At 62.8% G+C, this 26,007-nt stretch carries 27 protein-coding genes and 2 tRNA genes; 12 read left to right on the top strand and 17 right to left on the bottom strand.

Annotation, left to right across the window (positions count from 1 at the left end; genetic code table 11):
• Positions 1-311: 311 nt before the first annotated feature.
• The 5 genes from rpsA to aroA all read right to left on the bottom strand — a co-directional run bounded on the left by rpsA (position 312) and on the right by aroA (position 5,424).
• Positions 312-2,015: a 30S ribosomal protein S1 gene (gene rpsA / locus V1290_RS19305; protein WP_028347899.1), complete on the bottom strand. Its 1,704-nt coding sequence runs from the start codon at positions 2,013-2,015 to the stop codon at positions 312-314.
• A 428-nt stretch (positions 2,016-2,443) separates the two neighbouring features.
• The gene (cmk, locus tag V1290_RS19300) at positions 2,444-3,076 is read right to left on the bottom strand and encodes a (d)CMP kinase (protein ID WP_334365876.1); all 633 of its coding nucleotides are present in this window, start codon (positions 3,074-3,076) and stop codon (positions 2,444-2,446) included.
• A 6-nt stretch (positions 3,077-3,082) separates the two neighbouring features.
• On the bottom strand, positions 3,083-3,451 hold the full coding sequence (locus V1290_RS19295) for a hypothetical protein (RefSeq protein WP_334365875.1): 369 nt from the start codon (positions 3,449-3,451) through the stop codon (positions 3,083-3,085).
• Between the two features lie 7 nt (positions 3,452-3,458).
• On the bottom strand, positions 3,459-3,995 hold the full coding sequence (locus tag V1290_RS19290; protein ID WP_334365873.1) for a hypothetical protein: 537 nt from the start codon (positions 3,993-3,995) through the stop codon (positions 3,459-3,461).
• Between the two features lie 91 nt (positions 3,996-4,086).
• A complete protein-coding gene (gene aroA, locus V1290_RS19285) occupies positions 4,087-5,424 on the bottom strand; it encodes a 3-phosphoshikimate 1-carboxyvinyltransferase (RefSeq protein WP_334365872.1) in 1,338 nt (445 codons plus the stop codon).
• A 142-nt stretch (positions 5,425-5,566) separates the two neighbouring features.
• Here aroA and V1290_RS19280 point away from each other — a divergent pair, with 142 nt between their 5' ends.
• The 3 genes from V1290_RS19280 to V1290_RS19270 all read left to right on the top strand — a co-directional run bounded on the left by V1290_RS19280 (position 5,567) and on the right by V1290_RS19270 (position 6,573).
• A complete protein-coding gene (locus tag V1290_RS19280) occupies positions 5,567-5,992 on the top strand; it encodes a TIGR02300 family protein (protein ID WP_334365871.1) in 426 nt (141 codons plus the stop codon).
• Positions 5,993-6,057: 65 nt separating this feature from the next.
• Positions 6,058-6,133: transfer RNA gene (locus V1290_RS19275), tRNA-Ala, on the top strand.
• A 203-nt stretch (positions 6,134-6,336) separates the two neighbouring features.
• A complete protein-coding gene (locus V1290_RS19270; RefSeq protein WP_334365870.1) occupies positions 6,337-6,573 on the top strand; it encodes a GIY-YIG nuclease family protein in 237 nt (78 codons plus the stop codon).
• Between the two features lie 11 nt (positions 6,574-6,584).
• On the opposite strand, the gene V1290_RS19265 is transcribed toward V1290_RS19270, so the two are convergent.
• Positions 6,585-7,043 (bottom strand): MarR family winged helix-turn-helix transcriptional regulator, encoded by a 459-nt coding sequence (locus V1290_RS19265; RefSeq protein WP_334365869.1) that lies wholly within the window; start codon positions 7,041-7,043, stop codon positions 6,585-6,587.
• 166 nt (positions 7,044-7,209) lie between these two features.
• Here V1290_RS19265 and V1290_RS19260 point away from each other — a divergent pair, with 166 nt between their 5' ends.
• The 8 genes from V1290_RS19260 (at position 7,210) to V1290_RS19225 (ending at position 14,436) form a co-directional block, all read left to right on the top strand.
• Positions 7,210-7,635 (top strand): organic hydroperoxide resistance protein, encoded by a 426-nt coding sequence (locus V1290_RS19260; protein ID WP_065746395.1) that lies wholly within the window; start codon positions 7,210-7,212, stop codon positions 7,633-7,635.
• Positions 7,636-7,807: 172 nt separating this feature from the next.
• A complete protein-coding gene (locus V1290_RS19255) occupies positions 7,808-9,004 on the top strand; it encodes a CaiB/BaiF CoA transferase family protein (RefSeq protein WP_334408463.1) in 1,197 nt (398 codons plus the stop codon).
• A gap of 270 nt (positions 9,005-9,274) precedes the next feature.
• Complete coding sequence (gene ugpB / locus V1290_RS19250) at positions 9,275-10,588, top strand: sn-glycerol-3-phosphate ABC transporter substrate-binding protein UgpB (protein WP_334365868.1); 1,314 nt, start codon at positions 9,275-9,277, stop codon at positions 10,586-10,588.
• An 83-nt stretch (positions 10,589-10,671) separates the two neighbouring features.
• Positions 10,672-11,553, top strand: a complete 882-nt coding sequence (gene ugpA, locus V1290_RS19245) for a sn-glycerol-3-phosphate ABC transporter permease UgpA (protein ID WP_334365867.1) — start codon at positions 10,672-10,674, stop codon at positions 11,551-11,553.
• The gene (ugpE, locus tag V1290_RS19240) at positions 11,553-12,401 is read left to right on the top strand and encodes a sn-glycerol-3-phosphate ABC transporter permease UgpE (RefSeq protein WP_334365866.1); all 849 of its coding nucleotides are present in this window, start codon (positions 11,553-11,555) and stop codon (positions 12,399-12,401) included. The genes ugpA and ugpE overlap by 1 nt, the downstream gene beginning before the upstream one ends.
• Positions 12,402-12,417: 16 nt before the next feature.
• The gene (locus tag V1290_RS19235) at positions 12,418-13,506 is read left to right on the top strand and encodes a sn-glycerol-3-phosphate import ATP-binding protein UgpC (RefSeq protein ID WP_334365865.1); all 1,089 of its coding nucleotides are present in this window, start codon (positions 12,418-12,420) and stop codon (positions 13,504-13,506) included.
• Positions 13,507-13,691: 185 nt separating this feature from the next.
• Positions 13,692-14,117 carry an Hsp20 family protein gene (locus V1290_RS19230; RefSeq protein WP_028347911.1) on the top strand — a complete coding sequence of 142 codons (426 nt, stop codon included), beginning with the start codon at positions 13,692-13,694 and terminating at the stop codon, positions 14,115-14,117.
• 52 nt (positions 14,118-14,169) lie between these two features.
• Positions 14,170-14,436: a DUF1150 family protein gene (locus tag V1290_RS19225; RefSeq protein ID WP_028347912.1), complete on the top strand. Its 267-nt coding sequence runs from the start codon at positions 14,170-14,172 to the stop codon at positions 14,434-14,436.
• Between the two features lie 234 nt (positions 14,437-14,670).
• On the opposite strand, the gene V1290_RS19220 is transcribed toward V1290_RS19225, so the two are convergent.
• The 10 genes from V1290_RS19220 to V1290_RS19175 form a co-directional block, all read right to left on the bottom strand.
• Positions 14,671-16,359, bottom strand: coding sequence for a methyl-accepting chemotaxis protein (locus V1290_RS19220; RefSeq protein WP_334365864.1), 1,689 nt, complete (start codon positions 16,357-16,359; stop codon positions 14,671-14,673).
• 116 nt (positions 16,360-16,475) lie between these two features.
• On the bottom strand, positions 16,476-16,937 hold the full coding sequence (gene ptsN, locus V1290_RS19215; protein ID WP_028347914.1) for a PTS IIA-like nitrogen regulatory protein PtsN: 462 nt from the start codon (positions 16,935-16,937) through the stop codon (positions 16,476-16,478).
• Positions 16,938-17,166: 229 nt separating this feature from the next.
• Positions 17,167-17,769: a ribosome hibernation-promoting factor, HPF/YfiA family gene (hpf, locus tag V1290_RS19210; RefSeq protein WP_334365863.1), complete on the bottom strand. Its 603-nt coding sequence runs from the start codon at positions 17,767-17,769 to the stop codon at positions 17,167-17,169.
• Positions 17,770-17,898: 129 nt separating this feature from the next.
• Positions 17,899-19,548 carry an RNA polymerase factor sigma-54 gene (rpoN, locus tag V1290_RS19205; RefSeq protein WP_334365862.1) on the bottom strand — a complete coding sequence of 550 codons (1,650 nt, stop codon included), beginning with the start codon at positions 19,546-19,548 and terminating at the stop codon, positions 17,899-17,901.
• A gap of 205 nt (positions 19,549-19,753) precedes the next feature.
• On the bottom strand, positions 19,754-20,761 hold the full coding sequence (gene lptB / locus V1290_RS19200) for an LPS export ABC transporter ATP-binding protein (protein ID WP_334365861.1): 1,008 nt from the start codon (positions 20,759-20,761) through the stop codon (positions 19,754-19,756).
• A gap of 194 nt (positions 20,762-20,955) precedes the next feature.
• Positions 20,956-21,639, bottom strand: coding sequence for an LptA/OstA family protein (locus V1290_RS19195; protein WP_334365860.1), 684 nt, complete (start codon positions 21,637-21,639; stop codon positions 20,956-20,958).
• Complete coding sequence (gene lptC, locus V1290_RS19190; RefSeq protein ID WP_334365859.1) at positions 21,636-22,367, bottom strand: LPS export ABC transporter periplasmic protein LptC; 732 nt, start codon at positions 22,365-22,367, stop codon at positions 21,636-21,638. The genes V1290_RS19195 and lptC overlap by 4 nt, the downstream gene beginning before the upstream one ends.
• Before the next feature lie 130 nt (positions 22,368-22,497).
• A complete protein-coding gene (locus tag V1290_RS19185) occupies positions 22,498-23,112 on the bottom strand; it encodes a ribonuclease D (protein WP_334365858.1) in 615 nt (204 codons plus the stop codon).
• Positions 23,113-23,152: 40 nt separating this feature from the next.
• Positions 23,153-23,344 carry a hypothetical protein gene (locus tag V1290_RS19180; RefSeq protein ID WP_334365856.1) on the bottom strand — a complete coding sequence of 64 codons (192 nt, stop codon included), beginning with the start codon at positions 23,342-23,344 and terminating at the stop codon, positions 23,153-23,155.
• Between the two features lie 295 nt (positions 23,345-23,639).
• Positions 23,640-23,726 (bottom strand) — tRNA-Leu (locus V1290_RS19175).
• A 149-nt stretch (positions 23,727-23,875) separates the two neighbouring features.
• Between V1290_RS19175 and V1290_RS19170 the strand changes: the two genes are divergently transcribed.
• Positions 23,876-24,856: a complex I NDUFA9 subunit family protein gene (locus V1290_RS19170; protein WP_334365855.1), complete on the top strand. Its 981-nt coding sequence runs from the start codon at positions 23,876-23,878 to the stop codon at positions 24,854-24,856.
• Between the two features lie 133 nt (positions 24,857-24,989).
• Here the strand turns inward: V1290_RS19170 and V1290_RS19165 are convergent, their stop codons facing one another.
• Positions 24,990-25,796, bottom strand: coding sequence for an undecaprenyl-diphosphate phosphatase (locus V1290_RS19165; RefSeq protein WP_334365854.1), 807 nt, complete (start codon positions 25,794-25,796; stop codon positions 24,990-24,992).
• Between the last annotated feature and the right edge of the window lie 211 nt (positions 25,797-26,007).

The following is a 26,007-nucleotide window of genomic DNA, read 5'->3' as shown; positions in this document are numbered from 1 at the left end:
CCTGAAAGCATCAGCCCGTTTTGCAGTCGCAGCGTGAGCGAAGCGTTACCTGAATACATCAATTGCGATGCAATATGAAGAAAGCAAGGCTCCCTCGTCCCCGCGCACGCGGGGACCCATAGCCACAGGCGCTGATTGTCGCATTCGATGGGGCTCCAGCGCGCCCAATACAATCCACCTGTGGGTCCCGGATCGCGCGGAGCCTGTCATCGGGCGCGCATTCGCGCGACCCGTTGGCTTGTCCGGGACGACGGATAGAAAAAGGCCCCGGTCGAAACCGGGGCCTGATGTCGCAGGCAATAAGCGAACGCTTACTTCTCGCGGTTCTTGAGCGCCGTGCCGAGAATATCGCCGAGCGTCGCGCCCGAATCGGAGGAGCCGTATTGCGCGATGGCTTCCTTTTCTTCGGCAACTTCCAGCGCCTTGATCGAGACCTGCACCTTGCGGGCCTTCTTGTCGAACTGGATCACGCGGGCATCGACCTTCTCGCCGACGGCGAAGCGTTCGGCGCGCTGATCGTTGCGGTCACGGGCCAGTTCGGAGCGCTTGATGAAGGTGGTGAAGTCGGTGCCCGAGATCTTCACCTCGATGCCGGCTTCCTTCACCTCGAGCACTTCGCAGGTCACGACCGCGCCCTTCTTGACGTCGCCGGGTTCTGCGAAGGGGTCGCCTTCGAGCTGCTTGACGCCAAGCGAGATGCGTTCCTTCTCGACATCGACGTCGAGCACCACGGCCTTGACCATGTCGCCCTTCTTGAAATTGTCGATGACCTGCTCGCCCGGCAGCTTCCAGTCGAGGTCGGACAGATGGACCATGCCGTCGACGTCGCCGTCGAGGCCGAGGAACAGACCGAACTCGGTCTTGTTCTTGACCTCGCCCTCGACCACCGAACCGACCGGGAACTTCTCGACGAAGACTTCCCAGGGGTTGCGCATGGTCTGCTTGAGGCCGAGCGAGATGCGGCGCTTGACCGAATCGACTTCGAGCACCTGCACTTCGACTTCCTGCGAGGTCGAAACGATCTTGCCGGGGTGCATGTTCTTTTTGGTCCACGACATTTCCGAGACATGGATCAGGCCTTCGATGCCCGGCTCCAGTTCGACGAAAGCGCCGTAGTCGGTGATGTTGGTGACGCGGCCGGTGAAGCGCGCGTTCAGCGGGTACTTCGCCTCGATGCCCTGCCACGGATCGTCCAGCAACTGCTTCATGCCGAGCGAAATGCGGTGGGTCTCGTGGTTGATCTTGATGATCTTGACCTTCACGGTCTGGCCGATGGTCAGCACTTCCGTCGGGTGATTGACCCGGCGCCAGGCGATATCGGTGACGTGGAGCAGGCCGTCGATGCCGCCGAGATCAACGAACGCACCGTAATCGGTGATGTTCTTGACCACGCCGTCGATCACCTGACCTTCTTCGAGGTTCTGCACCAGTTCCTGGCGCTGCTCGGCGCGGGTCTCTTCCAGAACCGTGCGGCGCGACACTACGATGTTGCCGCGGCGGCGATCCATCTTGAGGATCTGGAACGGCTGCGAGTTGTTCATCAGGGGGGCGACGTCGCGGATCGGGCGGATATCGACCTGCGAGCGCGGCAGGAAGGCGACAGCGCCGTCGAGGTCGACGGTGAAGCCGCCCTTGACCTGGTTGAAGATAACGCCGTGAACCTTCTCGTTGTTGTTGAAGGCCTTCTCGAGCTTGCCCCAGCTTTCCTCGCGGCGCGCCTTGTCGCGCGACAGCACGGCTTCGCCGAGCGCATTCTCGATCCGGTCGAGGAACACCTCGACCTCGTCGCCGACCTTGAGATCGCTTTCGCGGCCGGGGCCGGCGAATTCGCGCAACGCCACGCGGCCCTCGGTCTTCAGGCCGACATCGATGACGGCCATGTCCTTTTCAATTGCAACCACCTTGCCCTTGATGACGGAGCTTTCCTGCAGATTGCCGCCGGCAAAGGACTCGTCCAGCATCGCAGCGAAATCGTCGCGGGTCGGATTATAAGAAGCAGCAGTAGTCGAAGCCATTTGTTCTCCAATGCGGGATATTGCCGGCCGTTCGGGTTAAAGGGCGCATCGCGCGTGAAGTGTCAGGGGTCCGCAAACCCTGACGACCGCATTTGCGGAGGGCGCAAAAGCGGGCCGGCAGCATGCCTGCACGTTCGATACGTTTGATGTCGCGCATTCCGCAAAAGCGGGTACCGGTTCAGCGGAAGAGTGCGCGTAGCGTCAGAAATCCGGAGCCTGAAACGAGCATATCGACTTCAAGAACCTGGAGCGGGCTTTCCTCCAATGACGGCGGGAGGTTCAAACCTCCGGCCGGCCCGCTCGGACAGCCCTGATCTCATCGATGGCGGCCCGGATGGGCGTGGATATAGCCCCACGGGCCATTTTCGGCAAGCCGGAAATGCCCGATTTGCAGGCGGTTCGGGCCGCCGCGACGGGTCAAATCCTGGCTATTTCCGCCGGGCGCGGACGGCCTCGACGATGGCAATCGCGGCGCGAACGCCGGCCTCGATGTCGAGATTGGAATTATCCAGGACGTGGGCGTCGTCGGCCGCTTTGAGCGGGGCGGCAGCGCGATTGCGGTCCCGCTCATCGCGCTTGAGGATATCGGCCAGCACCAGCGCCTCATCGGCCTCCTCGCCCCGCGCGCGGGCTTCGAGCGTCCGGCGGCGAGCCCGCACCTGCGGATCGGCGACTACGAAAATCTTTACGTCGGCATTCGGGCAGATCACGGTTCCGATGTCGCGCCCGTCAAGCACGGCGCCCGGCGGACCGGCCGCGAACTGGCGCTGAAAATTGACCAGCGCCTCGCGCACGCTGGGGATCGCCGACACCACTGAGGCGGCGTCCCCAATCCGTTGCGTCTTCAGCTCTGGATGTCCGAACTTCTCGGGATCAAGCTCCATCGCGACAGCGACCGCCCGCGCCTCGTCCGTCAGATCGAACCCCTCGTCCAGCAACGCCTTCGCCACCGCGCGATAGATCACGCCGGTATCAAGGTGGCGATAGCCGTAATGATGCGCGAGGCGTTTGCCGAGCGTGCCCTTGCCGGATGCCGCCGGTCCGTCGATGGCGATGATCATGTTTGCCTATGGCCTGGATGGATGAGGGCCGCGCGCCCGTCGCAGCGGCCGTTCTTCGGTGAAAATGTTGCGCGAAGCAAACTCGGCCGGGCTGCTGAAGGTCAGGTATTCGCGCATACCGTCATCAGCAAACGGTGACGCATGCCACGCATGGTCGAGATACCTGTTCGGCGAAAAAGCCCACGCAGGGACGGTTGGCAGACCATGCTGATGAGCGAGATATTCCGCGACCGCCCCCAGCAATCCCTCGAGATGGGCGTCACCCGTCGGCCTAGGCTCATCGCGGAGCATGGCTACTCTCTGCGCGGTCGTTCCGGCGAGATAGAATTCGTCAAGAAATTCCGACAACGCCTTGTCGCGCGTTTCCCCTGCCATGATTCGATCAGCCGTCTGTGCGAGGGTATTGGGGCGCATCGATAGCAGTATCTCCAGCGAGCAGACGTTTTAGCACGAAGCGCTGCTTGTCTGCATCTGCAGCACTCCTCGGGAAAAATTCGGCCAACACACCTATCGCCTGTTCAACATCCGTCAGCCCGAGGACCTTCAAGAGATGAGCGGCGTCCGACATGTCTTGCGCGCCTTTGTCGAAGTCTGAAATGCGCAGCGATTTCAGCTTCAACGCCAGCATATAGCGCGCGGTCGGGATGAACACCGATAGACCGACATGCTCGCTACGCCTTGGAAAGGTACCATAGGCGAGGTGATCCCGGTCATGGCTTGCCAGCGGGCTCAGATGAAAAGTTACCGCATCGTTGAACCAGGTCGCCGACCAGCCGTTTTTGGCTGCGATTTCGGTTACGGCCTGCGAAAGCCATTCAGGCCAATCGGTTCCAAGTTCGCGAATATCCACGTCTTCGGTCGCAAGCCGAAAATTGCTCGCCAGCATCAGCGCGGACCCGCCATACACCGCGATCTGCAACTTCGTTCCGGCCTCGACCGCAGCACGCCCGATCTGATCGAAAGCGTCCAGGAGCGCATCGCGATCGAAGGCTGCACTCATCGCGCCTGCCTCATGAAAACTCAGCTCCCAGCGATCGCATCATCGGAATGAAATCCGGAAAGCTGGTGGCGATGAAGGCGGTGTCGTCGACCTTGACCGGCTTGTCGGCTGCGAGCCCCATCACCAGCGCCGACATGGCGATCCGGTGATCCATGTGAGTGGCGACGAGACCACCGCCGGGCACGTGGCCGCGGCCCTCGACGATCAAATCATCGCCGGCAATCTCGACCCTGACGCCGTTGACGCGCAGCATGTCGGCGGTCGCCTCCAGCCGGTCGGACTCCTTGACGCGCAGTTCCTGCAGGCCGCGCATGATGGTGGTGCCTTCGGCAAACGAGGCTGCGACCGCGAGCACCAGATATTCGTCGATCATCGAGGGCGCGCGTTCCGGCGGCACCTCGACGCCGCGCAGTTTTGAGGCGCGGACGCGCAAGCGGGCCATCGGCTCGCCGGCGTCGCCGCGAACCTCGCTTTCCTCGATGGCGGCGCCCATCTGGCGCAGCGTCGTGAGCAGGCCGGTGCGCAACGGGTTGGTCATGACGTCGGAGAAGGTCACATCGGAGCCCTCGACGATCAGCGCCGCCACGATTGGAAATGCCGCCGAGGATGGATCGGCAGGCACCACGACTTCGGCGCCATGCAGTTCGGGCTGGCCGGTGAGCGCGATCTTGCGGCCGTGGCTGCCTTCCCTGACTGAGACGATATCCGCGCCGAAATGTTTCAGCATCAGTTCGGTATGATCGCGGCTGGCTTCCTGCTCGATGACGGTCGTAACGCCCGGCGCGGCAAGTCCCGCCAGCAGCACCGCCGACTTGATCTGAGCCGAGGCCACCGGGGTGCGATACAGGATCGGCACGGGATCGCGGGCGCCATGCAGCGTCAGCGGCAGGCGGCCGCCTTCCTTGGTCTCCCCGGCCTTGGCCCCCATCAGTTCCAGAGGATCGAGGATCCGGCGCATCGGGCGGGAGCGCAGCGAGGCATCGCCGTCGAACACGGCCGTGATCGGACAGCCGGCCACAGCCCCCATCACCAGCCGGCACCCGGTGCCGGAATTGCCGAAATCGAGCGGGGAGGCCGGCTGGGCGAAGCCTGCCACGCCCACGCCCCTGATCTGCCAGGCAAACGGCCCGGTTCGCTCGACCTGGGCGCCCAGTGCCTGCATCGATTTGGCGGTGTTGAGGACGTCCTCGCCCTCGAGCAGGCCGGAGATCCTGGTTTCGCCGACCGAAAGCGCCCCCAGGATGAGTGCGCGGTGCGAAATCGACTTGTCGCCGGGAACGCGGACTTTGCCGGCCAAGGGACCGCTGGCGCGGGATTCCAGCGGGGTCTGGGTGGTTGAATGGGTCAAGATGGTGGTCCTCTGCGGGGCGGCAGTATCACATGGACCACACGGCGTCACGCGGCCCTCAAAAGCTTCAAAGCGCTATTGACACCGGCCCCTCAACTAGCCAAGTGAAGCACCGTTTTTCAGAATTTCCCAGGATCTACACGTGGCCAAAGCCGATCTCGGAACCAAGCGTATTTGCCCGACGACGGGTAAGAAGTTCTATGACCTGAACAAGACCCCGGTGATTTCGCCCTACACCGGCGAGGTCGTCCCGATTGCCCCGATCGCGCCGCCGCGCGCCGCCCGTGGCGATGCCGCGCGCGCTGCAGCCGCCGCGTCGGCTACCGCTGCTGCCGATATGCCGGAGGCCGCCGAGGCCGAGGAGTTGGTCTCGCTCGAGGAGGCCGATGCCGAGGAGAACACCGGCAAGGTCAAGGCCGTGGTTCCCGAATCGGAAGACGATATCGAGATCGACGAGACCATCGAGGACGATGACGACGACGATTCCACCTTCATTCCCGACGAGGAAGAGGGCGATGAGGACGTTACCGACATCATCGGCGACGTCGGAGGTGACGAAGAGACTTGAGATCGGCCCTAAACTGTGGTTCAGGGTCGTTGCCCGCACGCCGAATTGAGGCGCGCGATTCTTAAGGGGCCATAGCTCAGCTGGGAGAGCGCTTGCATGGCATGCAAGAGGTCGGCGGTTCGATCCCGCCTGGCTCCACCAGCCTTCGCTTGCTTCGCAAGCTACGGCTCGGCAAGCCACGCCGTGCCCTATCGTAGCGAAGCAAGCGAAGGCTGCCGCGGCGTAGCCCGAAGGGCGAAGCCGGGCCGGGGCAAGCCATCGCGACAGAACAACTCCTCAAGCCGCCCGCAAAAGCGCGATATTCTGCGAAAGCCTCCAAGACGAGGCCAACAGCAGGCAGGCCCATGAAGTACGTCTACATTCGGGAAAGTCTCGATTCGCTGCATTTCTACGTCGGCATCACCGATGACTTGCGCGCGAGATTGGCAAAACATAACGTCGGCGAAGTCCCGCATACTTCGAAGTATGGGCCCTGGCGGATCAAGACGTACGTGGCGTTCAGCAACGCTGCACAGGCGGCTGCCTTCGAAAAGTACCTGAAGTCAGCCTCCGGCCGCGCCTTCGCCAAGAAGCGCCTCTAGGCGCCCGTCCCTCACTCGCCCACCACCGCATTCAACCGGTCGCGCAACGCGACGATCTCGTTCTTCATCGCCACGAGTTCGCCGACCGAGCAGGCCGACGCCGCCAGGATCGCCTGCGGCACAGCCCGCGCTTTCTCCCGCAGCGCCTCGCCTTTTGACGTCAGCGCGATCAGCACCTGCCGCTCGTCCTCGGTGCTGCGTGTCCGCTTGATCAGTTCGGCCGCCTCCAGCCGCTTGAGCAGCGGCGTGAGCGTGCCGGAGTCCAGATGCAGCCGCTCGCCGATGTCTTTCACCGGTACGCCATCGCGCTCCCACAGCACCAGCATGACCAGATATTGCGGATAGGTGAGTCCGAGCCGGTCGAGCAGCGGCTTGTAGACGCGGTTGAACGCGTGCGCGGTGGAATACACCGCAAAGCAGAGCTGATTGTCGAGCTTCAGCGGCAGGTCTGCCGCGTGTTTTCTGGCCATCACAACCTCGTCAACGGGCGGCGCCCCTGCTCCGATTCGGAGCCGTAAGCGCTTGATTTCAATTGCATACAATTAAATCGCGGCCTCTGCAATAATGTAGATTGTGCAAAATCTAATTGTGTGCAATACATAGTCCACCGAAACGGCCAACCCAGAGGAGACCGACATGTCCGTGAACGTGCTCTACAAGACCAGCGCCAAGGCAACCGGCGGCCGCGATGGCCACGCCGCCACCCTCGACGGCGCACTCGACGTCAAGCTCGCCACCCCGAAAGAACTCGGCGGCGGCGGTGGCGCCGGCAACAATCCTGAGCAACTGTTCGCGGCCGGTTATGCCGCCTGCTTCATCGGCGCGATGAAATTCGTGGCTTCGCAGGGCGGGCCGAAGGTGCCGGCGGACGCCTCGGTGACCTCCACCGTCGGCATCGGCCCGCGCTCGGCCGGCGGCTTCGGCCTCGATATCGAACTCGCCGTTTCGCTGCCCGGCGTTCCCAAGGCGGATGCGGAGGCCCTGGTCGCGAAGGCCCACCAGGTGTGCCCCTATTCCAACGCCACGCGCGGCAATGTCGACGTGCGCCTCACCGTCGTCTGACGACGATGCCCGATGGCCCGCCGCTGATATCGGCGGGCCGTTCGTCCCGCGGAATTTTCACCTCGTGCCACGGCGGCCGCGTCATGCGCCTGTGCGCGAGACGCCATTGCCGCCGCGCCTGAAGACCGCTAGCTCAAAGCCTCCATTCTCATCCTGAGCGAAGGTCCTCTCCATGAGTTCTCCCGGCGCAATGACCGGCCTGCGCGTGATCGATCTGACGCGCGTGCTTGGCGGCCCCTATTGCACGCAAATCCTCGCCGACCACGGCGCCGACGTGATCAAGGTCGAGCCGCCGGCCGGCGACGAGGTACGCGACTGGGGCCCTCCGTTCCACGAGGAGGATGCGGCCTATTTCGTCGGCATCAACCGCAACAAGCGCTCGATCGGCCTTGACCTCGCGTCCGAAGACGGGCGCGCGGTGCTGATGAAGCTATTGGAGACGGCCGACGTCCTGATCGAGAATTTCAAGCCGGGCACGCTCGACAAATGGGGCATCGGCAACGACGTCTTGCGCGCGAAGTTTCCAAGACTGGTGCACTGCCGGATTTCCGGCTTCGGCGCCGACGGTCCGCGCGGCGGCAATCCCGGCTATGACGCGATCATCCAGGCCATGACCGGCATGATCGCGGCGACCGGCTCGCCCGAAAGCGGCCCGATGCGGATCGGCGTACCCCTGGTCGACATCACCACCGGGCTTTACGCGGCGATCGGCATCCTGATGGCGCTGTCGGAGCGGCAGCGTTCGGGGCTCGGCCAGTTTCTCGAAACCACGCTGTATGAAACCGGCCTCGCGATCATGCATCCGCACACCGCGAACTATTTCATGCATGGCAAGCCGCCGTCGCTTACCGGCAACGAGCACCCGAACCTCGTTCCTTACGCGATCTTCCCGACCAAGACCGACAACATCTTCATCGGCGTCGGCAATGACGGCACCTTCCGCAAGCTCGCCAAGGAAATCGGCAAGCCCGAACTCGGCACCGATCCGCGCTTTGCCCGCAACAAGGACCGGATCGCCAACCGCGAGGCGCTGCGCGCCGAGCTCGCTGCCGTGTTCAGCCAGCACGAGGCCGAACCGCTCTGCAATCGGCTGCTGGCGGCGGGATTGCCGGCCGGTCCGGTGCAGAAGATCGACCAGGCGCTGACCAATCCGCATACGCTGCATCGTGGCGATATCATTGAAAAGGACTGGTACAAGGGCGTCGCCTCCCCGATCCGGCTGGAGCGGACCAAGCCCAGCCTGCGCCGCACGCCGCCGAAATTCAGCCAGCACACATCGGAGGTGCTGGGCGAGTTCGGCTACTCGAAGGGCGAGATCGAGGCGCTGGTCGCCAAGGGCGCGGTCTGCGGCCCCGAACGCAAGCGCTAAACGTCGTCGCCCTGCGAACGCAGGGCCCATACGCCGCGGCTTCGCTTTGGGCACTATGGTAGCCGCTCTGCTTCAACCACAGACCGCTGTGGTTATGGGCCCCTGCGGTTCGCAGGGGCGACGGCTACCATTTGCTCCTTCGCCTATTTTCCGGCTTCCCTCCGCGCACGCTTTCCCACTAGCATCCTTTCGCTTATAGGGTCATTTGCACGTCATCCGGCGCTGTTATCGCGCGAAACGAAGGTGACGACCCCAACCCGGAGGAATTACATGGCATTTCGACAATTTGGCCCAGCCGCGGCAGTCACTGCTGCGCTGGCGTTCGCAACACCTGCCCACGCTGTGACCGAGATCCAGTGGTGGCACGCCATGACCGGCGGCAACAACGATGTCGTCAACAGGCTTGCCGAGGAATTCAACGCCAGCCAGTCCGACTACAAGATCATCCCGTCCTACAAGGGCAGCTATCCCGACACCATGAACGCCGGCATCGCAGCGTTCCGGGCCGGCAACGCACCCCACATCATGCAGGTGTTCGAGGTCGGCACCGCCACCATGATGAGTGCCAAAGGCGCCATCAAGCCGGTCTACCAGCTCATGAAGGATGCCGGCGAGCCGTTCGATCCCAAGGCGTACCTGCCGACCATCACCGGCTACTACTCGACCTCCAAGGGCGAGATGCTGTCGTTCCCGTTCAATTCGTCCTCGATGGTGATGTGGATCAACAAGGACGAATTGAAGAAGGCCGGCGTCGCAGAAATCCCGAAAACCTGGCCCGACGTGTTCGCCGCCGCCAAAAAGCTGAAAGCAGCCGGCCACGATACCTGCGGCTTCTCCAACGCCTGGGCCCCCTGGGCGCATATCGAGCAGTTCTCCGCCTGGCACAATGTGCCGATCGGCACCAAGGCCAACGGCCTCGACGGTTTCGACACCGAGCTGAAGTTCAACTCGCCGCTGCATGTGAAGCACCTGCAGAACCTCGTCGACCTGCAGAAGGACAAGACCTACGACTATGGTGGGCGCCTCAGCACCAACGAAGCCCGCTTCGGCTCCGGCGAGTGCGCGATCTTCCTGACCTCGTCCGGCTACTATGGCACTGCGAAGGGCACCGCAAAATTCGACTTCACCTCGGCGCCGATGCCCTATTACCCTGATGTCGCCGGCGCCCCGCAGAACTCGATCATCGGCGGCGCTTCGCTGTGGGTGATGGGCGGCAAGAAGCCGGAAGAGTATAAGGGCGTCGCAAAGTTCTTCACCTTCCTGTCGGACACCAACCGCCAGGCCAAGCTGCATCAGGAGTCCGGCTATCTGCCGATCACCAAGGCGGCCTACGAGAAGTCGATCAAGGACGGCTTCTATGAGAAGAACCCGACCCTGCAGACTCCCTTGAAGGAACTCACCAACAAGGAGCCGACCGAGAACTCGCGCGGCCTGCGCTTCGGCAACATGGTGCAGATGCGCGACCTCTGGTCTGAGGAGATCGAGGCGGCGCTGGCCGGCAAGAAGTCCGCGAAGGAAGCCCTCGATGCCGCCGTCTCCCGGGGCAATGCGATGTTGCGCACTTTCGAGAAGACTGCAAAGTAGGCGAAGCTGAACCAGACTACCGGCGCTCCCTCCTGCAATGCGGGAGGGAGCGCTTGCATCACCGGTAAGACCGCGACGCCTGAATGGAAAAGTCCACCGTCTTCAACAATCGCCTGCTGCCTTATCTGCTGCTGCTGCCGCAGCTCGTCGTCACGGTTGTCTTCTTCTACTGGCCGGCAAGCCAGGCGATCTGGCAGTCCTTCCTGCGCGAGGACGCGTTCGGCCTGGTCTCCGAATTCGTCGGGCTGGAAAATTATCAGGCCCTGTTCGCTCAGCCGGAATATTACCGGTCGATGCTGACGACGGTGGTCTTCTCGACGCTGGTTGCGGCGCTTTCGCTCTCGATCGCGCTGTTGTTCGCAACCCAGGCCGACAAGAATCTGAAGGCCGCGCCCGCCTACAAGACGCTGATGATCTGGCCCTATGCGGTGGCGCCTGCGGTGGCCGGCGTGCTCTGGTTCTTTATGTTCCAGCCTTCGCTCGGCATGCTGGCGCGCCCGCTGCGCGGCATGGGTCTCGACTGGAATCCGCTGCTTAACGAGAACCACGCCATGATGCTGGTGGTGATGGCGTCCGTCTGGAAGCAGATCTCCTACAATTTCCTGTTCTTCCTGGCCGGCCTGCAATCGATCCCGAAAAGCGTGATCGAGGCCAGCGCCATCGACGGCGCCCGGCCGGTGCGCCGCTTCTGGACCATCATCTTCCCGCTGCTGTCGCCGACGACGTTCTTCCTGCTGGTGGTCAACGTCGTCTACGTCTTCTTCGACACGTTCGGCATCATCGACGCTGTCACCGGCGGCGGACCCGCCGGCGCCACCACCACCATGGTCTACAAGGTCTACGCCGACGGCCGTCTCGGCGGCGACCTCGGCGGCTCGGCGGCGCAGTCGGTCGTGCTGATGGTCATCGTGATCGCGCTGACCGCGATCCAGTTCCGCTATGTCGAACGCAAGGTGCAGTACTGATGGTCGAGCACCGCCCGCTCACCGATTTCATCGCCTACGCCATCCTGACGCTTGGCGTGTTCATCGTCGCTTTCCCGGTTTATCTCGCGCTGGTCGCCTCGACCCATGACGCGGCGACCGTAGTCGGTGGCCACATGCCGGCGTCGCCCGGCAGCCGCACGCTGGAAAATTACTACCGCGCCATCTTCGTCGGCGGTTCGCGCACCAGCCGCGAGCCGGTGGCCAACATGCTTATCAATTCCTTCGTCTCGGCGATCGGCATTGCGGTGGGCAAGATTTTCATCTCGATCCTGTCGGCCTATGCGGTGGTCTATTTTCGCTTCCCCTTCCGCAAGACCGCGTTCTGGATCATCTTCATCACGCTGATGCTCCCGGTCGAAGTGCGCATCTATCCGACCTACAAGGTAGTCGCCGATTTGCGCCTGCTCGACACCTATGCCGGCCTGATCCTGCCGCTGATTGCATCCGCCACCGGCACGCTGCTGTTCCGCCAGTTCTTCATGACGGTGCCGGATGAACTCCTGGAAGCCTCGCGGATCGACGGCGCCGGCCCCTTCCGCTTCTTTTGGGATACGCTCTTACCACTGTCGGTGACGACCATGGCGGCGCTGTTCGTCATCCAGTTCATCTATGGCTGGAATCAATATCTCTGGCCGCTTTTGATCACCACGCAGGATTCGATGCAGACCATCGTGATTGGCATCAAGAAGATGTTGGTGGCGACCGACGAGCTGGCCGAATGGCAGCTCGCAATGGCGACTGCGGTCCTCGCCATGCTGCCGCCGGTCGCGGTAGTCATATTCATGCAGCGGCTGTTCGTCCGCGGCCTGGTCCAGACGGAAAAGTGAATATGGCGAATACTCGATGGCCAATGTAACGCTCCGCAACGTCCGCAAAACCTACCTTGGTGGCTTCGAGGCCATCAAGGGCATCGATTTCGAGGTCGGCGACGGCCAGTTCTGCGTGCTGGTCGGCCCATCCGGCTGCGGCAAGTCCACGCTGCTGCGGATGGTCGCGGGGCTGGAGACCATCACCGGCGGCGAGATCGATATCGGCGGGCGCGTCGTCAACCAGATCGAGCCGGCCGATCGCGACATCGCAATGGTGTTCCAGAACTACGCGCTCTATCCGCACATGAGCGTCTACAACAACATGGCCTACGGCCTGCGCAACCGCGGCATGGCGGAGAGCGAGATCAAGACGCGCGTCGGGGAAGCCGCGCGCATTCTCGAGCTCGGCGCAATGCTCGAACGCAAGCCGCGGCAATTGTCCGGCGGCCAGCGCCAGCGCGTGGCGATGGGCCGCGCCATCGTGCGGCAGCCAAAGGTGTTTCTGTTCGACGAGCCGCTGTCGAACCTCGATGCCAAACTGCGCATCGCCATGCGCGTCGAAATCCGCAAATTGCAGCGCCGGCTGTCCACGACATCGATCTACGTCACCCACGACCAGCTCGAGGCGATGACGCTGGCCGACATTCTCGTGGTGATGAACGGCGGCCAGGTCGAGCAGATCGGCAATCCGTTGGATATCTACCAGAGGCCCGCCACCACCTTCGTTGCCTCCTTCATTGGCGCCCCGCCGATGAACCTGATGCCGCTGCGCTCCGAATTGCAATCGCAACTGGCCGGCGATGCCCGCGCCGCCGAAGCCGGCATCATCGGCATCCGGCCTGAGGACTTTGTGATCTCGAACCAAACGGTGTCCGGCGGCGTGGCGCTCGGCCTCACCGTGGAAGCGATCGAGCGCGTCGGCGCCGAGACATTCGTCTACGGGACGAGGCAGCAGGAAATGCAGGGGGTAGCCGCCACCCCGGGCGAGTTGCCGCCGGGGGAAATCATCGTGCGGATTGCCGGCGCCATCGGTCCCGCCATCGGCGAGCGAATCACGGCGGTCGCCGCGCCCGACAAGCTGCATCTCTTTACCGCCGATGGAAGGAAGCGCGTGGGCGGGTAATCCGTCATTCCGGGATGATCCGGACGGTGGAAAACCCCACCATCGCCGATTTACGCTGCATTCAGAGGTGCTTGAACCCTCCCCAAATCACCCCCATATTCCCTTCTGACCGGACGGCAAGTCGGCCGGCCGGTTGAATGGGGCGCCGCAAGGGCCCCTCAAAGTCGCTTCGAGAGGACTTTGTGATGTCTCGTGTTCCTTCGTTATCAAGTCCGTTCCTGCTTGGGTTCGACGAAATCGAGCGTGCGCTCGATCGCGTTGTCAAAGGCGCCGACGGCTATCCTCCCTACAACATCGAGCGGTGTGACCGCGCCAACGGCCAACCCGAACGGTTGCGCATCACGCTGGCGGTGGCGGGTTTTACCCGTGACCAACTCGATGTGACCATTGAGGAAAACCAACTCGTGATCCGGGGCCGCCAGCAGGACGACAAGGCTCGGCAGTACATCCATCGCGGCATCGCCGCGCGCCACTTCCAGCGCACCTTCGTGCTGGCGGAGGGGATGCAGGTGCTGGGCGCGGATTTGAAAAACGGGCTGTTGTCGATCGACCTTGCCAGGCCGGAACCTGAAAGGGTCGTTAAGACAATCGCTATCAATGAGCACGAATAATAGTGGAACAAGGAGCGGACTCGACCGCTTAGTCTCCAGAGGAGTCGAGACCATGAGTGACGTGAGTGTGACCTTCGAATCCGAAAAGGTTTCCGTTGAGGCGCTGGCCCATCTTGGTGAAGGCCATATCGCCTACGTGAAACAAGTCCGTTCCGAGGACGTGCCGGGACTGTTTCCGCAGGCGCCGAAAATCGCGCCGGGGCTGAAGCTGTTCGCGCTGCATGCCGCCGACGGCACCCCGATCATGCTGACCGACAGCCGGGAAGCTGCGATCGCCAACGCATGGAGCAACGAGCTTCAGGCCGTCAGCGTGCACTGACGCAGCTCTTGCTGCTGTCACTGACGAAGCTTCGCCGGCATCGACTGATCTGATGCCGGGTGAATGCGAGAAGAGAGTTTCGGATACGCGGGCATCGCCCGCGTATCTTCGTCAATAGCAAATTCCAATCCGCTTATATCATGATGCGATTTCGTAGTATCGCATCATGATCTCATCTCTTTGTTTGAGCATGATCTTTTCGGAAAACCGCTTCGCACTTTTCCGGATCATGCTCTAGGCCGCGCGGACGGTCGAGAGGAATTTCTCCACTTCGCCCTTGAGATGATTGCTCTGTCCCAGCAGCGAGCGGGCCAGACCGTGCACATGCGTCGATGCCGCGCCGGTATCGGTCGCGCCGCGGTTGACGTCGGTGATGCTGCCTGCGACCTGCGTGGCACCCTGCGCCGCCTGCTGCACGTTGCGCGAGATTTCCTGGGTTGTTGCACCCTGCTCTTCCACCGCTGCCGCGATTGCCTGCGAGATTTCCGCGATGCGGCCGATCGTGCCGCCGATTTCCTGGATCGCCGACACCGACTGATTGGTCGCCGATTGCATCTGGCCGATCTGCTCGCCGATTTCCTCGGTCGCTTTCGCGGTCTGCGCGGCAAGCGCCTTGACCTCGGAGGCGACGACGGCAAATCCACGTCCCGCCTCACCGGCGCGCGCCGCTTCGATGGTGGCGTTCAGCGCCAGCAAGTTGGTCTGCTCGGCGACCGCGCTGATCATCTTGACCACTTCGCCGATCCGGCTGGCGGACTGAGCGAGATCGGCAATCCGCGCATTGGTCTGCTTGACCTGGCTGACCGCCTCGCGGGATATCTTGTGCGAATCCTGGACCTGGCGGCCGATCTCCGACACCGACGAGGCCATCTCTTCTGCGGCCGCCGCGGCGGACTGCGCGTTGGCCGAGGATTGCTCCGATGCGGAGGCAACGGTTGCCGAGAGCATCTGGGTCACTTCGGCGGTCTTGGTTAGTTGTCCGGCAGATGATTCGAGTTCGGACGAGGCGGTCGATACGGTCTGAATGATCTTTCCAATCGCGGCATCGAAGCCGTCGGCCATCTGCTGCATCGCTGCCTTGCGTTCGCCTTCGGCCTTCGACTTCAGGCTTGCCTGCTCCTGTTCCATCGACTGAACGCGCAGCGCGTTGTCCTTGAACACCTGAACCGCGCGCGCCATGGCGCCGACTTCGTCGTCGCGGCTGAGGGCCGGGACCGAGACAGAGAGATCGCCGCCGGCAAGGCCCTTCATCACGTCGGTCATTTCGGCGATGGGGCGTATGACGCCGAATGCCACACCGAAAATGCCGGCGCCGATGACCAGAAACACCGCGGCCGAAACGCCCCACAGCACCCACGTGAACGTGCTGACGCGCCCCGTTGCCGCGACCTCCGTCGCCGCGTTCTGCTCGTTGGTCTGCTTGACAATGTCGTCGATGATGGCGCGGTGCGCGGTATAGCGTGCGGTGATCTCGGCATAGGATTTCGCCGCAGCCGTACCGTCGCCCTTGGCGAGCGCAGGTAACAGGCCGTCCTGGATTGCGGTCCAGAAGCGGCGCACCTCGCTGTCGGACTTCTCGACCAACTTCGTCTTCAGCATCGGATCGAGATCGGATTTGGTCCAGAAATCGTGCCGCTCGTCATATTCCTTCTTGAGCTGCGCAATACGGTCGCGATGCGACGAAAGCTGCGCCGGATCGTGCAGCACGAGGGTGGCCTCGAGATAGGCCTCGATGACGTATTCCGGCGGAGGCAGGATGTCGGCGATCAGGTCGTTGCCGAGCTTGATCTGGCTATAGAGCGGACCTCCGACCTTGAGCTGCGACAGCGCATAAACGCTGGTGGCAATCACGGCACCGAGGCCTAAGGCGGTAACCAATCCGAAAATCAAAATTGCGCGCGAAATCGTCAGGCGCAGCGTCATGGCAATGTTCTCCGGGCCTAGTAAAAAATCCCAGCGCCCGAAATAAGCTGCTATTTAGCTTAAAATTGCGTTTATTCTGGCGTACTACCGCCAGGAAACCGTTCCGACGCGCGGAATTACGCCGCGCTCGCCGGCGGCAGCGCCAGTACCGAATAGATCGCCTGAGCGTCGCGGGAGGCGCGAAGCTTCTTGGCGACGTCCTGGTCGCGCAACAGTCGCGCAATCCGCGCCAGCGCCTTCAAATGATCGGCGCCGGCGCCTTCCGGGGCCAGCAGCAGGAAGATCAGGTCGACCGGTTGGCCGTCCATCGCCTCGAAATCGATCGGGCGTTCCAGCCTGGCGAACAGGCCGAACAGCTTTTCCAGTTTCGGCAGTTTGCCGTGCGGAATGGCGACGCCATAGCCCACCGCGGTGGTGCCCAGTTTCTCCCGCTGCAACAGCACCTCGAATACCGAGCGCTCGTTCTGGCCGGTCAGGGCGGAAGCGCGCGCGGCCAGCTCCTGCAGCGCCTGCTTCTTGCTGATGACCTTCAAAGCGGGGAGAATCGCCTCGGGTGCGACCAGATCGGTAATCGTCATGGGGCGTTCCGAGGTGAATTAAACCGTCAGGTTGCGAGATAGGTTCTAGAACCGGGGCGTCAAGAAGATGAGACGGGAGGCGGGGTTAAGCCCGGGTCCCGATTTGCACGGCTTCTACTCCAACGCAGGCACGGTGCCAACTCCCGAAGGGCCAGTTCCTGCGCCCTGCTTAAAGAGCGGCGGACCATAGGGAGGGCCAGTGGGGGCGTCAATGCCATGGGCATGATTCTCAGGGGGTAACCGAGGGAGGGTCGATCCAGCCGACATTGCCATCCGGCCGGCGGTAAATGATGTTCACCCGGCCGCTGGACCCGTGCTGAAACACGATGCAGGCGGCCCCCGTCAGATCGAGTTCCATGACCGCCTCGCTGACCGAAAGCCGCTTCAGCGACGTGGTCGCCTCCGCGATGATGACGGGGCTGTAGGATGAGACCTCTTCGTCGCCTCCCGCCGGCGCCTCGATCACATAGCTCGACGCATCGAGCACCGGGGTATTGATCTCGGCCAGCGCCGCGGAGGCCGCATAGGCCTTGCGGGCCGAGCGGTCCTTCAGCCGGCTCTTGTAGCGGCGCAGGCGCTTCTCGATCATCAAGAGCGCCTGGTCGGCGCTGGCATAGGCATCGGGAGCATTGGAGTCGGCCTCCAGCGTAATCCCGGAGTCCAGGTGCAGCGCGCAATCGGTGCGGAAGCCGAAGCCATCCTTGCTCAGCGTGATGTGGCCGGAATAATTGCCGTCGAAATATTTTCTCAAGACCTCATCGGTGCGCTCGCTGACGCGCGAACGAAGCGCCTCGCCGACACTGATGCTTTTCCCGGAGATTCGAAGGGTCATTTGATGCCTCGCTTGATGCCTCGACTACTCTGGTGTTGCCGGAGCGTGGCCCATTCGGAAAGCCGGCGTCGCTTTCCGGGCCGCGCTCTGTCGGGGACCTGACACTATCGCGATCTGGCGCGAACGCAATCAGGCCGGCGCCGTATCGCGGGACCGGTCGGAGGAAGTGGCGGGAGCGGAAAGGGCGTTACCGAGCATGCTCTGTTTGTCGCGGCGGCGCTGGACCGAAGAAGGAATGCGCATGGCTTCGCGGTACTTCGCGACCGTGCGGCGGGCAATATCAATGCCCGATTCGCGCAATCGTTCCACGATGGTATCGTCGGACAGGATCGCACTCGGCGCTTCCGCATCGATCAATTGCTTGATGTGGTGGCGGACCGCCTCCGCCGAATGCGCCTCGCCGCCGTCGGCCGAAGCAATCGAGGCGGTAAAGAAATATTTCAGCTCGAAACTGCCGCGATTGGTCGCCATGTATTTGTTGGCGGTGACCCGCGACACCGTGGATTCATGCATCTGGATCGCGTCCGCCACCGCTTTCAAATTCAGCGGTCGCAGATGCGCGACACCATGGGTGAAGAACCCATCCTGCTGGCGGACGATTTCGGTGGCGACCTTCAGGATGGTGCGGGCGCGCTGATCGAGTGCGCGCACCAGCCAGGTCGCGTTCTGCAGGCAGTCGCTGAAATAGGATTTGTCGCCGTCCTTGCGGATCGTCTTCGACAGCTCGGTGTAATAGACCTGATTGACCAGCACGCGCGGCAAGGTGTCGCTGTTGAGTTCGACATGCCATCCGCCGTCCGGGCCGGGCCGCACATAGACGTCGGGCACCATGGTCTGCGTGCGCGCCGAGCCGAACTTGAGGCCGGGCTTCGGATCGAGACGCCGGATCTCGCCGATCATGTCGGTGATGTCTTCGTCGTCGACGCCACACAGTTTGCGCAACGACGCAATGTCGCGCCTCGCCAGCAGATCGAGATTTTCCACCAGCGCCTGCATGGCCGGGTCGTAGCGGTTGAGTTCGCGGAGCTGGATCGCGAGGCATTCGCTCAGGTTCCGCGCGCAGACGCCGGGCGGATCGAACGTCTGCAGCACCGCGAGCACCGCATCGACGTCCGCCTGCGAGGCGCCCAGCCGCTCGGCAGCCTGCCCCAGATCCGGCGGCAGATAGCCGGCATCGTCGACCAGGTCGATCAGGTACTGCCCGATCATGCGCTGCGCCGGCGCGCTGAAGGCGACCGCGAGCTGTTCGGCGAGGTGGCCGGATAGCGTCACCTCGGCGGCGACGAAGGCTTCCAGATTATATTCGTCGTCATTGGAGGCGCCTCCGCCCCACTCGGTGTAGGCGGTCGGCGCCGCGTCCTGTGCGGCGCGCGCGGCGGCTTCGGCGGGCTCTTCGGAAAAGACGTTGTCGAGCGGGGTGTCGAGCGTCTGCTCGATCTCGGTCCGGCTGCCGAGGTCGCGGTTCAGCCAGTCCTCCTGGCCGGGCTCGAAGGTCTCGCTCCCTGGGCCGGTGCCCATATCGGAGGCATCGCCGCCGCCATCCTCGCCATAGCTGCCGGAATCGGAGAATTCGGCGCGTTCGGGTACCGGCTCGCCTGCAACCGGCGGTTCGGGGCCGTCGCTGGCCCGGTCCAGCAGCGGATTGCGCTCCAATTCCTCCTCGACGAAAGCCGAGAGGTCGAGATTCGACAGTTGCAGCAGCTTGATCGCCTGCATCAATTGCGGCGTCATCACCAGCGACTGCGACTGCCGGAACTCTAATCTCTGCGTCAGCGCCATGAGGCCAAGAATCGATCCACCAAAAGTTGGTCCGATTCTTGCTTATATTAGTCCAATGCCCTTGTACACGCCTTGACGAATGCGAAAATTGGGCTATGGCGCGATCAGCGACCGCGGGAAGCCGAGCCGCTCCCGGGCGCGCCAGAAAATCCTGATTGAGCGCAATACCTTATGACCGAACCGCCGATATTTTTGCGGTCGTGCGCTATAGTCGGAATTCCTCACCAAGGTAAAGACGGCGTACATCCGGATCGTTGACGATCTCTTCCGGACTGCCCTCGGTCAGTATCTGACCGGCATAGACGATATAGGCGCGGTCGGTGAGGCCGAGCGTTTCGCGCACATTGTGGTCGGTGATCAGGACGCCGATGCCGCGGTTGGTGAGGTGGCGGACCAGGTCCTGAATGTCGCCGACCGCGATCGGATCGATGCCGGCAAAGGGCTCGTCGAGCAGCATGTAGTTCGGACGCGTCGCCAGCGCGCGCGCAATTTCGACGCGGCGGCGCTCGCCGCCGGAGAGCGCGATCGATGGCGATTTGCGCAAGCGCGTGATGTTGAATTCGTCGAGCAGCGAATTGAGTTCGGCCTCCCGCTTCTTGCGGTTGGGCTCGACGACTTCCAGCACGGCGCGAATATTCTGTTCGACGGTGAGGCCACGAAAGATCGAGGCTTCCTGCGGCAGATAGCCGATGCCGAGCCGCGCGCGCTGATACATCGGCAGCTTCGTCACGTCGTGACCGTCGAGTTCGATGGCGCCGCGATCCGCCTTGATCAGGCCGGTGATCATGTAGAACACGGTGGTCTTGCCGGCGCCGTTCGGGCCGAGCAGACCGACCGCCTCGCCGCGGCGAACATAGATGCTGACGCCGCGCACCACTTGCCGCGTGCCAAAACTCTTTTCCACGCTGTGCACAGCGAGAAAGCCGGGCCGCTTGATCAGGCGCGGCGCTTCGCCGCCATTGGCCTTGGCGCGAGGCGCCTGTGGCCGTGAACGCGCTCTCTCCTCGCGGGGTTCGACGTGGGGCTCGGGCTGCGGCAATTGCAGGCCGGGCAGCGAGGCCGAACGCGCCATTGGCGGCGCATCGCGCACCGGGCTCGCCAGCATGTCGCCGAAGGAATCGCCGAGCGCGGTGATGTCCTCGCGCGAACGCGCAAAGCCTACAGGGCCGCGTTTCGCGGGGCGTCGACGGAACATGCCGAATAAATCCACCATCCCGCTTCGCTTAAGCCTTTCACGGTGATTCCGCGACGCGCCCGCCGGCGAATCGCTTCGCTAGCGAACCATGAATGAATGGATGTCCCTGCCCAGCGAAACACCCCGCCGTGCGCCCTGCCTTGTAGATACAGGCTCGCGCTACCGGCTTCAACCGTGACCGGCCCAAATAATCTTTAAGACGCTGATCTGGCTTATTTTTTACCGGGGATCAGCGAGGGTATCTGGACCGGCGCGGGCTTCGACCCGCCCGATCCCGACCCGCAATTCTCTCCCTGGATGAACATGCCCTGCACCTTGCCGCTGTCGGATTCGACGCGCGACACGCCGGTCGTCATGTCGACCTTGAGGCGGTCGCCCTTGAGCACGTTCTTGCACTGGGTCAGCACGACCCCGCCCACCATGGTGATGAGGTTGGCCCGCGTGTCGAAAATCGCAGTCTCGCCGGTCACGACCTGGTCCTTCTGCGTGACCACGACGGAGCCCTTGGCTTCGAGCCGGCGGATAGACGAGCTGCCGCCAGGCCCGGGGCTCGCGGACTGCATCGACGCGGATTTCGATCCCTTGGGTGCAACGGGCGGCGCGTCCGATGCCGGACCGGAATCGTAAAACACCACCAGCGACTTCGAGGTCATGGTGGTATCGCCCTGCACGACCTTCACGTTTCCGGAAAAGGTCGCCTCCTTTTTCTTGTCGCGCATCTCGAGCGACGCCGCCTCGATTTGAATCGGCTGATCGCGGTTTTGCGAAAAACCCTGCATCGCATTCGGCACGCCCGACATGGCACCTTGCGCGAAGGCGCCATCGGAGGCGGTCAACGCGAGCACAAGAGCTGCCGCCGCAAACCTGCGCGAGAACAACTGCATCATAGATATCATTTCGTGTTGGCGGACTTGCCGCTGATGGACCGCGTCTTGGGCGCTGGCTGCGGCTCGGGCTCAGGCTCAGGCGTCGGAGGGCTTTCCATGATCAGGTTCATCACGACATTGCCTTCGAAGCGCACGATCTCGCCGCTGTTGATGATCCTGAGCCGATCGGCGATGAGCGTACCGTTCAGCAATTTCACGTCGACATGCTCGTCCGAGGTCACCGTTCCCTTGTTGATATCGACATAGGCCTGCGACAGTTTCGCCTCGTAGCCGGTGGAGGATTGCAGGAAGATGTCCTTTCGCAGGTCGAGCATCTGCTGCTTGCTGTCGAAAAACCCCGTGCGGGCATCCATCGTCACGGTGCTCTTGTCCTCCATCATGACCTTGGCCCGCAGCGTCTGGAGTTCGACGTGATCGGGGTTGGCCAGATCCTGGATCGCCGCCTTGGCCCACAATTCGTATGGGCGCTGGTCGGTGGAGAAGCCGGCAAGGTGCGGCGTTTCCATGGTGATCTTGGTGCCTGACACTACGAGATTGCCCATGTCGACCGGCAGCTTCGAGAGCCCCGTGATGCGGAACGGATTAAAGATCGAGATCACGACGATCCCGGCCATGGCCAGCAGCACGGCTGCCGGAACCGCGACCCGCAGCACCCGCACCATCCGGCTGTGACGGGCGGCCGCAGCGAAGCGCGCCTCCATTCCGGTGGCAAAGGCTGGGTTCTGTATCGAGTTCACCGCGGCTCCAAAGACGCCCAAGAGGGCGTCATCCTACCCGCAATCGCGGGATTATGCAGCCCGGACACTCGCGATGAGTGTGACCGAAACGGGGCGGAGGCGGGCAGCCAGGCGCTTCAAATGGTCCCGGTCACGAATGCGCGAAGATGTCCTCGGCCTCCCAGCCGCCGAGATCGAGTTTTGCCCGGGTCGGCAGGAAATCGAAACAGGCCTGCGCCATCGCCGTGCGTCCCTCGCGCGCCAGCATGGCATCGAGCCGCTCGCGAAGGCCATGCAGATGCAGCACGTCGGACGCGGCATAGGCGAGCTGCGCCTCGCTCAGACTCTCTGATCCCCAGTCGCTCGACTGCTGTTGTTTCGACAGATCGATGTTGAGCACCTCGCGCACCAGGTCCTTCAGGCCGTGGCGGTCGGTATAGGTGCGGCTCAGCCGCGAGGCGATCTTGGTGCAATAGATCGGCTGCGGCATCACGCCGAAGGTGTTGTAGAGCACGGCGACATCGAAGCGAGCGAAGTGGAAGATCTTCGTGATGGCGGGATTGGCGAGCAGCGCCTTCAGGTTCGGCGCGTCGGTGTGGCCCTTCGGGATCTGAATGACATCAGCGCTGCCATCGCCATTCGACATCTGCACCACGCAGAGCCGGTCACGATGCGGATTGAGCCCCATGGTCTCGGTATCGATCGCCACCGAATCCTTGTAGCGGGACAGATCGGGCAGGTCGCCGCGATGCAGGCGGATTGTCATGAAGGGAAGCCTCGTGTCTTCAGTCGATTCGGCGGAAACACTAGCGCCCGAAACCGCCGGAGGCGAGCGGTTGGGCATGGCTTATAGGACGGGAATTGCGGAGTTCGCCGTGATTTTGTCCGCCAGTCAGGCCATCGCCCGCTTCGCGCAAGACGACGAGCCCGCTGCCGGAAGGCAGGGCCGGCTTCCGCTCTTTGGACAGCTTGCGCGGCAGCCTGACGGTCCCTGTCATGGGTATTCTCCAGCGGCAATTATACGCTCGCCCGGACTGCAGCATATCCCTTGTCTTAAAAACAAACGTACAGTTCCATTTAGCCATGGAAGCCGGCTCGCTGGCAACCGGTCGGGTGGGGAAACGGGGCTGTTTCGCTGCGCTGCCGAATCCGCAGGATGCTGCTCCTGTCGGCGATCAGATCAAATAGGACGGCTATGGCCCATGTTCGGGCGCGTCCGGCCGGCGCCTCGCCAGCCGCTCACATGACTTGGGCATGGGCAATACTTGGGAGGCAATACTTGGGCAAGGGCAATGGTGCCCAGGAAAGGACTCGAACCTTCACGGCCGTGAAGCCACTGGCACCTGAAGCCAGCGCGTCTACCAATTCCGCCACCTGGGCCCGGGCGGGTTAGTAAGGATCAGTCACGCGCTTGTCAAATCGCTTCAATGCCATCCGAAATCCGCTGTACAGCGGGCCCACGTTGGCGTATCGCGAATCCGCTAAATCCCACCGATATCTTCGAATTTGACCGGCAGGAATTGACCCCGATGACATCGCACGCGGCAGCGAACCTGGAAACGCTCATCACGGTATTTGGCGGATCGGGCTTTCTGGGGCGAAACGTGGTCCGGGCGCTGGCCAAGCGCGGCTATCGGATTCGGGTAGCGGTGCGGCGGCCCGAACTGGCCGGGCACCTGCAACCGCTCGGCCGCGTTGGCCAGATCCACCCCGTGCAGGCCAATCTGCGCTACCCGGCTTCGGTGGAGGCGGTGATGCGCGGTTCCGAAACCGTGGTCAACCTGGTCGGCACCCTGGCCGAGAGCGGCGCGCAGACCTTCGACGCGGTGCAGACCAAAGGCGCCGAAACCATCGCCAAGGCCGCCGCCGCCATCGGCGCGCAGATGGTGCATGTATCGGCGATCGGCGCCGACGAGAACTCGCCGTCGGCCTACTTCCGCTCCAAGGCTTTAGGCGAGAAGGCCGTGCTGGCGGCAGCGCCATCGGCCACGATCCTGCGGCCGTCGCTGCTGTTCGGGCCCGAGGATCAATTCACCAACCGCTTTGCGTCGCTCGCCCGGATATCGCCGTTCCTGCCGCTGATCGGCGGCGGCGAGACGCGGGTGCAGCCGGCCTATGTCGCCGACGTCGCCAACGCGGTCGCCGACGCCGCCGAGGGCAAGACCAAGCCGGGCGCGACCTACGAGCTCGGCGGGCCTGATGTGCTGACCATGCGCGAGATCATGGAAATCATCCTCAAGATCACCGACCGCAAGCGCATGCTGATTTCGCTGCCGTGGGGACTGGCAAGGCTAAAGTCGCAGTTCCTGCAATTCGCGCCGGGTCCGTTGAAGCTGACGCCGGACCAGGTGGCGATGCTGCAAGTCGACAATGTCGTGTCGGACGAAGCGAAGGCGGCTGGTCTGACGCTGCAGGGGCTCGGCATTACGCCGGAAGCGATGGAAGCGATCGCCCCGCAATATCTCTGGCGCTTCCGCGCCGCCGGCCAGTTTCAAAGGAAGACCGCGTAGGTTTTCGTCGTCCCTGCGAACGCAGGGACCCATAACCACCATTGATGGTTGTTTAACCCGCTGGGCCGCCAGCACGGCATAACCACGTGCACTCGTGGTTATGGGTCCCCGCGTTCGCGGGGACGACAGAGACCTACCTCCCCAGCGCCAGTGCGATCAGGCCGAGCGCGCCGATGGCGACGCGCCACCACGCAAAGAACGTGAATCCGTGGCGGGTGACGTAGGTGAGGAACGTCTTCACCACGATCGCCGCGGTGATGAACGAGACCACGAAGCCGACCGCGATGATGCCGATGTGATCGGTCGTCATCTCGGCGCGGTTCTTGTAGAAATCATAGGCGAACGCGCCGATCATGGTCGGGATCGCGAGAAAGAACGAAAACTCCGCGGCCGATCGCTTGTCACCGCCGAGCAGCATCGCCGCCACGATGCTGGCGCCGGAGCGCGACACGCCGGGAATCATCGCCACGCATTGCGCAATGCCGATCCACAGATACATCAGCAGCGGATAGCGCGTGGCGTCATGCTGCGTCGGCTTGAGATAGAGTTGATCGACCCACAACAGAATTGCGCCGCCGACGATCAGGGTGAAGCACACCACCCATGGATTAAAGAGAAACTCCTTGATGTACTTGCCGGCAACCAGGCCGATGACCACCGCAGGCAGAAACGCCAGCAATACGCCGATCACGAAACGCCGGTCGTCGGGGTTGGTGAACATGCCAAGCGCGACGCGCGACAATTTGACGAAATAGAGCATGACGATGGCGAGGATCGCGCCGAGCTGAATCAACACGACAAAGCTCTGCCAGAACGCGCCCTCGCCAAGCCCGAAGAATCGTTGCGCGACCAGCATATGGCCGGTCGACGAAACCGGCAGGAATTCCGTGACGCCCTCGATGATGCCGAGAACCACCGCCTTCACTACATCCGACATCATGATGGGGGTCCGTTTTGTCTGGAAAAACCGCGTCCTTCTCGCCTATTCATCCCCATGCCGCAATCGCAAAAAATACGCCAAAGACAGTTGCCTCTTGCGCCGGCTTGGCTATAGCGTTTTCGGGCGAACTGAATCCCGGTTCGCGCAAACAAAACGCGTCAAAACAAAGGCTAGAGCCTACTCCGTTCTGATTTCAGGCAGAACCGAATAG

This window comes from Bradyrhizobium sp. AZCC 1578, assembly GCF_036924675.1.
Classification (GTDB): domain Bacteria; phylum Pseudomonadota; class Alphaproteobacteria; order Rhizobiales; family Xanthobacteraceae; genus Bradyrhizobium.
The sequence above is the reverse complement of the archived record's forward strand: the minus strand, read 5'-3'. Positions and strand labels throughout refer to the sequence as shown.